This window comes from Cupriavidus sp. F041 (genome assembly GCF_057814235.1).
Map to the genome: position 1 here is coordinate 61,354 of NZ_JBVASY010000004.1, position 11,925 is coordinate 73,278.

Genomic DNA, 11,925 nt, shown 5'->3' on the forward strand with positions numbered 1-11,925 from the left:
TACTGTGCAAGGTCGTCGATCTCTGAGTATGCTTCGCCATTTGCACAATAAAAATGCCTAGACCCAAGTCCGATCCAGATCGTGAACACCGAATCACGATGGAGATAGTCGTCGACGCTTACAGTTCAGAGGAGCGGGCGATGGCATGGTATTACTACATCGAGGAACAACTCACCGTCCCGTTTGAAGCTGAGGTTCGCAAGAGAGCGCCAACCTCGCCGCTCATCCCCGGCGACCGGGTTCAGGTAATCGCAATGGCGCCGGAGGACGTGTGCGAGTCTGAAGTCTTCGTGTGGATACGATGGGACAAGCGCAAGCTTGCTGTACCACTAGCGCAACTCCTGCCACTGGTGAGCGACGAGATGACGCAGCAGGCCATTGCTGATTGGCAGTACTGGCGGGACCGTGGCTATCAGTTCTGACATCAAGCCGTGAAGCCATAGCATCCGACGCCCTCCACAATGCCAATGACCTGCCGGAGCAGTATTCCCAGGTCAACATGGGTTCTGCTGACGGATACATTCCAGCCGAGCGAACGTTGCGGGATCTCGGGCGCTCGGTCTGGGCTGAGATCGAGCGCGAGACTCTCGCGCTGATCGAGGCGACCATCCCTAAGACGCATCTGGTGCGGGCCAATGCATCCCTGTCGGGCCAACACGATGCTTCCGACATGACCGTTCTCGCGTGGCTGAAGGCCCCGCCGGGCCGACATAGGTCCGGCGGAACGGATCAGGTTCCAAGTCGGCGCCAGTGGTCGGATCGGACTCTCGCGGGAGGATCGACTGCTGCGGGGATCCGTGTCACGCCTTGTCAAGCAACCGTAGCCTTCTCGCCTCAGCAATCGCTTGCCCGCGGCGCGCAACACACAGCTTATTGAATATCGACTTAAGGTACCACTTGACCGTATCAACGCTAATGCTCAGCGCCCGCGCGATCTCTTTGTTTGAGTGACCTTGATCAATAAGTTTTAGAATTTCAATTTCACGACCTTTCAAGCGATCATCGAAGGGTAGCTTTGGATCGCTTCCAGCATTTAGCCTAGGAGTTGGCTGCTGCATTGGCAACTGTAGCGGCAGACCTCGAGCAGGGGCTCTACTAGCCGCTATTAATTGATTTGCTGCCGCGCCGACTTCGGAGAGCGCGTCGGATGACCCTTGGTGACGGCGTTCTTTCTCGCGTAGCCGTTCTAGAAGCCCGATGACGCGCTGTCCCTCGTCCAAGAAGATTCGAACGAAGCCGAGCGAAACCCCTTCTGTTACCGCTCTTGTCAACACGTCTTCCGCTTCCGATTCCTTTCCAGAGAGACTGAGCGCAATAGTCAGCAAGACACTCACTACGATCTCGTGATACATACGTCCAGTTGCCCTGGCGCGCTCAGATTGGATGCGCAGGATCGCGATTGCCTGTTCCGGATGACCCTGCTCACAGAGTAGACGAGCTCTCGCAACTTGGAGGGTATCCCAAATTTGCCCCTCTATCCCTGCAGCCGGCGGCTCACCGGCGTATTGCTGGAGGTGCGAGCTGTCTAGTATTTGCTCGGCTGTATGAATGTCTCCAGCCAAGAGGCTGATCCGTGCCTGCTCGCAGGCAACGGCCACACCGAGGCGAGTGAGCCCCACATGCTTGGCTGTTTCCTGACCTTCCTTGAGGATAATGCTTGCGGCGCCGCGATCACCCTTCAGAACCATCAACCTGGCAGAAGAAATGAAAGTCGCCATATAGAAGTCAACAACTCCGCCTTCGAATCCAAGTACTCGGCTGTCTTGAAGGAGCTGTTCCGCTTCTTCAAGCTCATTCATCTCGTATTTCACTTGACCTAAGAGGGAACCTGAAAGATGGGCGGCATGTGATTCTTTTCCGGCGGTGTTTTGAGCCAGTACAAATGCGTCAAGAAAATGCTTCTTGCCTAGGGGGAGGTTTCCGGACCAGTAGGCTGCGATACCGGAGAAACAGCGACCATATACCGCACTGAATAGCCCCTGGGCACGGTCCTGGAAATCGCGCGCCCAAGTTTGCAATGGCGGAACCTTGTCAAACTGGAACGTATGGATGTATCGGTAAGTCAATATATTGGCTGCGACCCCAACGACCCAGGGTGGGTATTCGGAGCTGGAGTCAAGGCATGGTTGGACCATTAGCTCCACATCATCAATTTTGTCCGCATATATGGCAATGCAGGCGCGAATGACATCAGCTTCATGAGTCAGAAGTTTTTTTTCTGAGGGAGTAGCATTGGCTGCAATTCGCGTAACATGCGATAGTGCCTCCTCTGCCGCGTCAGGATGATGTGTGAGGCAGTTAGCCCACGCTATCGCTGTCTGGAGTAGAGGTCTGTCGACAAGCAGGTCTTTCGGCAGTTGGCTCACGAGGCCGAGGAGGGAGCCCATATAACTGTTCTGCACCAGCGACATCGCATCTCTTTCAACCAGTTCGATCGCACGATGTTTCTCACCTGCGGCCAATGCATGACTCAGAGACTCCATGGTCTGCCCATGCAGAGAAAACCAGGCTGAGGCGGCAAGATGAAGGGACGGGATGAGTGTGGGAAAGTCTCTCTCCAGTTTTCGCTGCAGGAACCTGGCGAACAAGTGGTGATAGCGGAACCACTGCCTATCTTCATCCAAGGGCAGCAGAAAGAGATCCTGTCGTTCAAGTACATCCAGAATGTGCGCGCTGTCCTGCCGCCCGGTGACTGCGTTGCACAGCCCAGGAGATAGTCGCCCTAGCAATGAAGTCTTGAGCAGGAAGTCGACCATGTCATTGGGGAGGCTGGCCAGCACATTTTCGGCGAGATATTCACCGATATCGCGAGGTGTGCCGGAGGCCCAGTGTAGGAGGCTCTCTCGGTTCCCGACACGTCGCAACGATATTGCCGCCAGTTGAAGTGCTGCGACCCATCCCTCGGTGCTGCGCCACAACGTGGCTAAATCCACCGGGCTAAGTTCAAGCGCCTTGGTATTGGACAGAAACATGCTCGATTCTTCATAGTCGAATCTCAGATCCGTGGCATTGATTTCGATGAGTTCGTTTTGTACTCTGAGCCTCGCTAGCGGTAAGCCAATCCGAGTCCGACTTGCGACGATCAGATGGAAGTTCGGTGGAACGCGTGAGAGGAAGAGTTCCAATGCCTCATGAATCTTTGGCTCGCTGATTAGGTGCCAATCATCCAAAAACAGCACAAATTCCTGGTCGTAAAGCTCGAATTCATTAATGAGACTACCCAGGACGAATTCTGTGGCATTGCCAGGATTCGATTCAATCACTTGTGCCAGACCGGAGCCGATATCCGGCTCAACGGTGCGGATGGCTTCGACGACATAGGCAAGAAGGCGCTCAAGGTCGTTGTCCGACGCGTCTACAGAGAGCCAGGCAACCACTGCGCCTTCTTGTGAAAGCCGTGCGTACCATTGTGCTGCTAGCGTTGTCTTGCCAAAGCCGGCGGGGCCGTGGATCAGTACCAGCTTATGGGCTAGTGTTTGCCCGAGAATCTCCACAAGACGCGCGCGTTCAATCAGCTTCGCCTTGTTGAAGGGCGGTTTTAGCTTTGTTGTAACCAGTGGGCTTTGGCGGATTCCGACTTTCTCTTCCTGACTGGGATTTTCCACACCCGTCGTCGTGGGCGGAAACTTGAGTACACGTTCAGTCATGAGGTCTGTCTTCTGTCTTGCATGCGAGGGAAATCGACCGGCGACTGACGTGTCATTGTTGATGCTGCAGGAGAGATGTGAGCTCTAACGTGCACATTGCCGACGGACTGGCGGGCCTTGAGCGGGGCGCTGACATTCAACTTGTCTCCGATGTAGAAATTTTTTTTGGGGCCATGCTGCGATACGGCATTTCCGGCCCTGGTACCCTAACTATAAATCACCCCCAGAGTCCGCAAAACCCCAGGCTGCCGCCCTCATACCCAACGCTGCTTGACCACCTTACGCCGCCGTTACCCGTGTGAGTGGTGAAGTCCTCCTCGGTGGCGAAACCTACCATTTGCTCGCGTTGACGATGGACTGGCCTGAACACTTTTGTTGTGCCGCATAGAGCACATACTGTGCGCCCGGAAGTTAGAACGGCCCCGCGGAAATGGTGCGTTCTGGCACGGACGCTTCGAATATACAAGCACCTTGCAGGCTGAAGTTGATGCGCCGTGCTGGCGCCAGCTACCATGTTTGGCGCTCCACGGAGCGCACAAATCCAATTGAGACCTGCCGTCGGCAGTCTTGAGGAGGTTGCCGCCGCGCTGCTGGATACCTGACCCGGCTCTGCCGGAGGAGGCGCGCGCCAGTTCCAGAATTTGGATATCCGAGGCCGCTTCCATTCCACCCCTATTTCTCATCATTTCTACCCGCATGGGCGGTGAGGCATTGATCGTCCCTGAATACCATAAGGACAGAGAACCTGGTTGGCGTTATGCAGCAATAGTAACGGGAATAAACCATGTCTAAAAATAAAAAATCCCAGGTTTAAGCAGGCGAATTTTTCGATAGCAAGAGGCTGGACCATGAGAATCGGGCTCAATCATAGCGCTGCACGGCGATGCGTAATCAATGAGGTGACGCCAGTGAGGTGGGACGTTGCGACTCAGTCTGAGCCGCCCCTGGGCGCCCATCTGATCACGCCTCGCCAGGGCTACCGTCATCATGGCATCTACGTAGGTCAGGGGAAGGTGGTTCATTACGCAGGACTGTCTGCGACTCTGCGCCGCGGATCGGTGGAGGAAGTTTCCATCGAGCGCTTTGCCATTGGCTACGACATTTGGATCCAGCCTAGTCCTGCCGCCAAGTATTACGGTGAGCAGGCTGTCCGGCGGGCGCGTTCCAGGCTTGGTGAGAATTGCTACCGGCTTCTGACCAACAATTGTGAGCACTTCTGTGTATGGTGTCTCTATGATGAAAGCCGCAGCGTTCAAGTGCAAGGGTGTCTTGCTCATCCTGGCGCTGCCTGGCGGACGGCGATGGCCATGTTCAAAGGGGTGCTGGCCAGCAGCGGGCGGATGGCGGAGCCGGCTGCTGATGCTGGCTGACGAGAGGGGCGTAGCCGGTTAGTACCCTGTCGAGAAGCAGTAGAACGAACGTGACCCCATATCAAAGCGCGGCTCGCCGGAGCGCGCGCTCAACCTACAGATATTCGCTGTCGGATGGGGTTCCCCTGTAGTTTCTCCATCGCACTCCCATTCTTGCTGTTGGCAGGCTAGTAGCGCGCAGATTTTGAATGCAGACCATCGCGGATAGGCGGGAGGACCCGGTGAATTCCTCGCCGACTTGTAGCCGTTGCCCAAGCCTCAGGAGGCGGGTGTGATGCCCGCAGCACCAATACTACCCAATGTATCCCGCTGTACCACTCTTTTAGGTGGTGATCCAATCCGCCGCCAGATCTAACCTACAGTTGTCCGGCTGAAGTATCAGACTCTGGTCGATGAGAAGTGAACGACACACGCAGGAGACAACCAGAATGCCCACCAGAGCTTTAGAGCAGATGTTCTCGCGACCGGAGAATGACGGGCGCGTCATGTCCGCTTGGGAACGATTCCAGTGCGGTCGCGAAGCCGACTCGAGCACCCTCCGGCAGCTGATCGACGACTCATGGCGCCGCTGCCAGCAAGCCAGCGTCAACCCGGACCGCGCCAACGCACCGCTACCGATGTCCGAGGACAAGCTGCATCTACTGCGGGATCAATGCGCCGAATTGCTCGGCGCCAGCACGCCGGTGATGGCGCTGGCGAGAGATTTCCTGACCGAGACTGGTACGGTGATGGTCCTGACCGATGCCCGCGGCACGGTTCTGAATCTGGAGGGCGATACCTCAACGCTGGGCGCTGCGGAGAACGTCCATCTGATCTCGGGGGCCAACTGGAGCGAGCCGGCCTGCGGCACCAACGCGATCGGCACAACGCTGGAGATCGGGCAGCCCGTGCAGATACATTCGGCAGAACACTATTGCGAGGGCATCAAGCGCTGGTCGTGTTCCGCCACGGTGATCCGCGATCCGCTCGACAACAGCACGCTGGGGGTGCTCGATGTGTCGGGTCTCACCACGTCCTACAGCCGCCACGCGCTGGCGCTGGTGGTATCGACGGCGGCGCGCATCGAGGGAAGGCTGGCGCAGACCGAGTTGGACATCCGCTGCAGCCTGCTTGAGGCTTGCGTCGAGCGCGTTACGGACAATATGAGCGATGGCGTTATTCTGTTTGATCGCAGAGGCAGGGCAATCAAGGCCAACGGCCTCGCCACGCAGATGCTGACCGAGTTGGGGCGCACAGATGGTCGCGCCGCAGGACCGCGGCTGACCGAGATCACGATCGGTGGCAACGGTGTGCCGATCACGCTGCCGGCGTGGGCGAGTCGTGACTGGCTGGAGCCGGTGATGGTTGGCGGGAGACAGGTCGGGGCGCTGCTGACACTGCCCTTCCGCCAGCGCGCGCGCGGCACGGCCTGGTCGGTTCCTGAGCCGGTGGCTGCGTCGTCAGACCGCTCATTTGAGCGCGTTATCGGCCACTCCGTGGCGATTCAGCAGACCATCTCCCGAGCAAGGCATCTGGGAAAATCACGCGTGCCGGTGCTGCTGCTCGGCGAAACCGGAGTCGGCAAAGAGGTGTTTGCGCGCGGCATTCACGAAGCAAATGCGGACAAGAGCGCTCCATTCGTGGCACTGAACTGTGGCGGCCTCTCACGCGAGCTACTTAGCAGTGAGCTGTTCGGCCATGCCGAGGGTTCGTTCACTGGCGCAAAGCGTGGTGGGATGATTGGCAAGATCGAAGCAGCTGACGGAGGCACGCTGTTTCTCGATGAGATCGGCGAGATGCCGATCGACCTGCAGCCGCATTTTTTACGCGTGCTGGAGGAGAGCGAGGTTTATCGCCTCGGCGAGAACAAGGCTCGCAAGGTCAGCTTCCGCCTGATCGCGGCCACGCACCGTGATCTGCGCAGGCAGATCAGCGATGGCAACTTCCGGATGGACCTGTTCTATCGTATTGCGGTCACCAGCATCAACATCCCGCCATTGCGTGAACGCGCCGATGATATTCCCTTGCTGGTCGACCACTACCTGAAACTACTGTCGCGGCAACACGGACTCGAGTCTGTGCAGGTGACGCCTGGCGTGCTCGAGCTGCTTCAGCATTATGCTTGGCCCGGAAATGTGCGCGAGTTCAGGAATGTGATCGAGAACATGTTGTTGACGTCGGGCAATACCCTGATCACCGAGGCAGATCTGCCGGTGGAGCTTTTTCAACCCCAGGCTGGCGATCGTGAGCGAATGGCTGTCAATAACGGCCGTCGGCCGCGTGTTCTGACGCGTCTAGAGGCAGCCGAGCGGGGGGCGCTGTGCGAGGCCATCCGGCAATGCCAGGGCAACATGACCGCCGTGGCGCGTCACCTGGGGATCGCCAGGAGCACCCTATACCTCAAGCTCGAGCGCTTCGGTCTTGACGCCGTAGTTGATGAGTTGCGCAGCAGCTCGTCCGGTGGTCAAGTCATTCCGGATAAGCCACCAGGTTGCTTTGCGGCCAGCTTCGCCTCGTAGGCTTGGGGCGATCGATCGCATGGGCGTGCATGCAAACGCACCGGATTATAGATGCCCGGCAATGTACCAGGTAATATCGCGCCGGGCGTCGGCTTACTCATAAGTCAGAAATTTAGCGGACATATAGTCTATGCTTGAGCGATAGTCATTGAGAGGCACGCTCATGAAACGGGACGGCCGCAGTCTGGCTCACAACACGCTTGAAGAAATGCGCATCCTGGCGGTGCAACGCATGGCCGAGGGGGACCATCCGGATGATGTCGCGGCGTCGTTCGGAATGAATCGGTCGTGGGCATACAAGATTCGCGCCCAGGCGCATGGCCGTGGTGTACGAGCGCTGCGCTCGACCAAGGGCACGGGTCGCCCGCGCACGCTCACGCTTGCGCAGGAGCAGCGGGTGCTGCGATGGATCAATGGCAAGAATCCGATGCAGTATGGGTTCGATTTCGGGCTGTGGACGCGCAATCTGGTTCGCGAACTGGTGCAGATAAAATTCGGCGTGACGCTGAGTCTGGCCTCGATCGGCGCGATGCTGGCACGCCTGAACCTGACGCCGCAAAAGCCGCTGCAGCGCGCTTACCAGCGCGATCCGGAGGCGATCGATCGCTGGCGGCGCGACACGTTTCCGGCCATTGCCAGGCAGGCTCGTGAGCAGAAGGCGGATATCTTCTTCTGGGACGAATCGGGCTTTCGAGCTGACTCGGTGCATGGCAAGACGTGGGCGCCGCGCGGAGAAACGCCCGTTGTCGAGCGGCCGGGCCAGCGGCAAAGCATGAGCGCGGCGTCCGCCGTCAGTTCGAAGGGTGCCTTCTGGTTTGCAACGTATGAAGGCGGGCTCAGCGGCGAGTTGTTCGTCACGCTGCTCAAGAAGCTGATGTTCAACCGAAAGAAGGCGGTACATCTGATCGTCGACGGATTGCCAGCGCACAAGAAGACCATCGTCAAGGACTACGTTGTCAGCACGCAGGGCAAATTGACCTTGCATTTCCTGCCCGGTTACGCCCCTGACCTCAATCCAGATGAGTTGGTATGGAGTCACGTCAAGCGCAACGGCGTCGCGCGGCGCCCTTTGCAAAAAGGCGAAAAACTGGGCCCGCGAATTCACGAACAGCTTGCACAAATTGGACGCAATCCGAAGCTCGTACGCTCGTTCTTCAGGCATCCATCTGTCCGCTATATTTCTGACTTATGAGTAATTCGCATACTGCCGCTGCCTCTCCATCTTCAGATTCAGCAAGCAGCGTTCAATAACGGAAGGTCCAGCACCCCTTACAGTTCATACTGCAAACGATCGCGCGGCGCGCTTGCATCGCCTGGTACTCAGTGCAGGCAATGGACTGCCACCGCCTGGTACATCCAGCCCTGGGCGGCGCAGATCTACGCGACATCCGATACTCGGGCTCTGTATTGCTCGGGCCAATAGCACTGCCGATCAATTACATTCTCCGTGAATGGTTGATCGTGTTTACCATGGGTCGCCGTCTAAAACTAGCGCGTCCCGGCAGAACGCAGCGCACGATTCCGCCTATATCCATCGGTATATCTCCTTAACCGACAGGGCTAGGGTCTTGAAAATCCACACGACTTCTCGCTTTCGGCTGTCACCGGATTGTCGGGGGTGTTTTTTCATCTGTTTGCCTCGTCGATTGAGGTTGTGCTCCTATCGACCTGTCCGGGGAAATCCAACCACTACCCGGCACTGAACAAGATCGCAATGAATTTTCCGAATGACGTTGCATCCTATTCATTACCTCACCAGGGTATTTACCGAGTTTTTCGATAACTGCACTTTCAGTCTCCCGATGTTGCGTCGCAGAATGTCCAGCGAGGCTCCTGATGTCTGTCCGGGAATCGGACAGCAAATCTGAGGCGGTCTTTTCTGAATGGAATAAAAATCCAGTGAAATCAAGCAGATAGCTTTTTTTGTCGGCCTCTTCAGATCTGGCACGGGTTTCGCATTATAGGGACTGCGGAACTCAACCGACGCTACCCGGACATCGGGGGCAATGACTGCGAGATCAACGCTAGGAGACGGCACGACATGACGTTGCAAATCAACATCGATAACGGTGGGACGCTCACCGATATCTGCATATTGGATGACTCGACGGTCAGGAAGACCAAAGTCCTGACCACCCCATACGACTTGAGCAAGTGTTTTTTTGAGGGGCTGGAAAAGGCATCGGGCATTGTCTACGGAAAGCCGGACGTAAAGCGTCTGCTGGAAGAGGTGGACCTGATCCGTTATTCGACGACGCAGGGCACCAACGCCATCTGCGAACGCAAAGGGCCGCGGCTGGGGTTAATTGTCGACGCGAAAGCGCGCGATCTGCCGGTGCGCTTGGCCGAGCATGACCCGGATGTATTCGAGGCGCTGGTCGGCGACCGCGTGGCTTTTCTCGATTCCTCGGTCGTGATGGGCGACCAAGCCGAGATCGACGTGGTCAAGGCAATTAACCACCTCACCGCGAACGGCGCGAACCGCCTGGTGGCGAGTTTTGGCGGCAGCAATTTCCTGACGGTGGAAGACCGCTTCAAGAAGATTGCGTTGCGCAAGTATCCCCGGCACCTGCTGGGTGCCGTACCGATTCTGTACGGTAGCGATCTGACCTCCGACCGTGACGTGGTGCGCCGCACCTGGACGGCGCTGATCAACTCGTTTCTCCATCCGGCGATGGAGGCGTTCCTGTTCAACGCCGAAAACCGCCTGCGCGCCTATCGGACGAAGAATCCGCTGCTGATCTTCCGCAATGACGGCGACGCCTCGCGAGTCGCCAAAACGGTAGCGATCAAGACCTACAGTTCCGGCCCGCGCGGTGGCATGGAAGGCGTTAAGGCTTTCTCAAAGCTCTACGGCTTCAATGACACCGTTTCAATCGACGTCGGCGGGACGACCACTGACATCGGCCAGTACCTGAATGGCGCGGTTGCCGAGGTGCGCTGCGGCCACGTGGAGGGGATCAGTGTTTCGTTCCCACTGTGCGAGATCCTGAGTGCAGGGGCGGGCGGGAGCTCAATTTTCAAGGTGGTCAACGGCCGCATCACCATCGGCCCCGAAAGCGTCGGCGCGGTGCCCGGCCCGGCCTGCTTCGGTCGTGGCGGCAAAGAGGCGACGATCACCGACGCCGGTTTGCTGTGCGGGTTGCTGGACCCGAAGTCATACTTCGGCGGCGATATGGCGCTCGATCTGGATCGGGCTGCGACTGCCATTTACATCAACATCGCCGAGCCGCTGCAGGTTAGCCCTGACGAGGCAATTCTGCAGATGGAGCACGCCTACGAAGAGAAGATCGCCGTCGAATTGCATCGGTTCACAACGATCTCGAAGGACACTGTGATGCTCGCCTTCGGTGGTGCTGGTCCGCTAAACGCCTGCGGTGTGGCGGAGAAGGCTGGTATTGATCAGGTGGCGATTCCGCAGATGGCAGCGGTGTTCAGCGCCTACGGCATCGGCGCCTGCGATATCTCGCAGCGTTACACGGTGACGCTGGGGGAGCACAGCACGGCTCGCCTGAAGGAGGTGCTCAACGCACTGGAGGTTAAGGCATCGCGTGACATGTTTGCCGAAGGCTGCGCTGCGGGATCCTACATGGTCGAGGCGAAGCTGGTGGCCGATTTGGGAGATGGGGAGGAGGCAGTGCAGTCGCTCGATGGGTCGCCGGTCTTTCCGACTGCATTCGCCAGAGCCCGCTCGGTTGAGCTGGAATTCAGGGCGGTCAAGGCGCTGCGCACCAACGCGTCCAGGACTGCCTCCTTCGCTAAGGCCAATCCTGCACCGTCCGACGGGGTGCGCAACGTCCTCACGCGAGATAGGGGCCGCATCGATGTACCGGTCTACAAGTTGGCGCAATTGAAAGCCGGGGACTGGGCGACCGGCCCGGCGATTCTCGAAGAAGACTATTTCACCTGTCGGGTGCTCGATGGCTGGGCATTCGCCATCAGCGATGCCGGCGATATTCTGCTTAACAGGAAAGGCTGAAGCCATGAAAGTGCTAATGACAGAGTATCTCCAGATCGATCTGGAGACCGAGAAATGGGAATGCCGCGTCTGTGGGCATGTGATCGGACCGGCCAGCGAAAGCTACAAGGAAGGGCTCCTGGTGCATAACCGGGATCCGCGCGAGATCCACCCGCCGATCATCGATCCCGAGAAGTACCGTTTCACTTTCAGCCCCGATCCGGAGTGGGTGCGGATTCTTGAATATTGCTGCCCGGGCTGCGGCACGCAGGCGGAAGTCGAATATGCGATTCCTGGCCACCCGCCGCTGCACGACATGCAGCCGGACCTACCCGCCCTGAAAGCACAGTGGGCGCGCCGCGGGGAAATTGGCGAGGCCGTGGTCGGTCCGGCCGTCGTGCCCGACCAGGGACACAACCACTGAACCCCTGCTGAACTGACTACCTGAACCG

7 protein-coding genes are annotated in these 11,925 nt (G+C 58.0%); 6 read left to right on the top strand and 1 reads right to left on the bottom strand.

Features of this window, described 5'->3' with window-relative positions:
• Nucleotides 1-98 precede the first annotated feature (98 nt).
• Entirely contained in the window at nt 99-422 is a 324-nt protein-coding gene (locus ACZY0R_RS41525; protein ID WP_488867444.1) for a calcium-binding protein, read from the top strand.
• A gap of 378 nt (nt 423-800) precedes the next feature.
• Here ACZY0R_RS41525 and ACZY0R_RS41530 read toward each other — a convergent pair whose 3' ends face one another.
• Nucleotides 801-3,647, bottom strand: coding sequence for a winged helix-turn-helix domain-containing protein (locus tag ACZY0R_RS41530; protein ID WP_488867446.1), 2,847 nt, complete (start codon nt 3,645-3,647; stop codon nt 801-803).
• Nucleotides 3,648-4,555: 908 nt separating this feature from the next.
• On the opposite strand from ACZY0R_RS41530, the gene ACZY0R_RS41535 reads away from it, so the two are divergent.
• From ACZY0R_RS41535 to ACZY0R_RS41555, 5 genes are all read left to right on the top strand, one after another.
• On the top strand, nt 4,556-5,017 hold the full coding sequence (locus ACZY0R_RS41535; RefSeq protein WP_488867448.1) for a lecithin retinol acyltransferase family protein: 462 nt from the start codon (nt 4,556-4,558) through the stop codon (nt 5,015-5,017).
• Between the two features lie 428 nt (nt 5,018-5,445).
• On the top strand, nt 5,446-7,515 hold the full coding sequence (locus ACZY0R_RS41540) for a sigma-54-dependent Fis family transcriptional regulator (RefSeq protein WP_488867450.1): 2,070 nt from the start codon (nt 5,446-5,448) through the stop codon (nt 7,513-7,515).
• Between the two features lie 163 nt (nt 7,516-7,678).
• Nucleotides 7,679-8,707 (top strand): IS630 family transposase, encoded by a 1,029-nt coding sequence (locus ACZY0R_RS41545; RefSeq protein WP_488857245.1) that lies wholly within the window; start codon nt 7,679-7,681, stop codon nt 8,705-8,707.
• Nucleotides 8,708-9,556: 849 nt separating this feature from the next.
• On the top strand, nt 9,557-11,494 hold the full coding sequence (locus ACZY0R_RS41550) for a hydantoinase/oxoprolinase family protein (protein WP_488867452.1): 1,938 nt from the start codon (nt 9,557-9,559) through the stop codon (nt 11,492-11,494).
• A 4-nt stretch (nt 11,495-11,498) separates the two neighbouring features.
• Nucleotides 11,499-11,897 (top strand): acetone carboxylase subunit gamma, encoded by a 399-nt coding sequence (locus tag ACZY0R_RS41555; protein WP_488867454.1) that lies wholly within the window; start codon nt 11,499-11,501, stop codon nt 11,895-11,897.
• Nucleotides 11,898-11,925: the final 28 nt, after the last annotated feature.

Bases quoted from the DNA above. Each gene is read 5' to 3' on its own strand.
- ACZY0R_RS41555 (WP_488867454.1), top strand. From the start codon at position 11,499: ATGAAAGTGCTAATGACAGAGTATCTCCAGATCGATCTGGAGACCGAG.
- ACZY0R_RS41530 (WP_488867446.1), bottom strand. From the start codon at position 3,647: ATGACTGAACGTGTACTCAAGTTTCCGCCCACGACGACGGGTGTGGAA.
- ACZY0R_RS41540 (WP_488867450.1), top strand. From the start codon at position 5,446: ATGCCCACCAGAGCTTTAGAGCAGATGTTCTCGCGACCGGAGAATGAC.
- ACZY0R_RS41550 (WP_488867452.1), top strand. From the start codon at position 9,557: ATGACGTTGCAAATCAACATCGATAACGGTGGGACGCTCACCGATATC.
- ACZY0R_RS41525 (WP_488867444.1), top strand. From the start codon at position 99: ATGGAGATAGTCGTCGACGCTTACAGTTCAGAGGAGCGGGCGATGGCA.
- ACZY0R_RS41545 (WP_488857245.1), top strand. From the start codon at position 7,679: ATGAAACGGGACGGCCGCAGTCTGGCTCACAACACGCTTGAAGAAATG.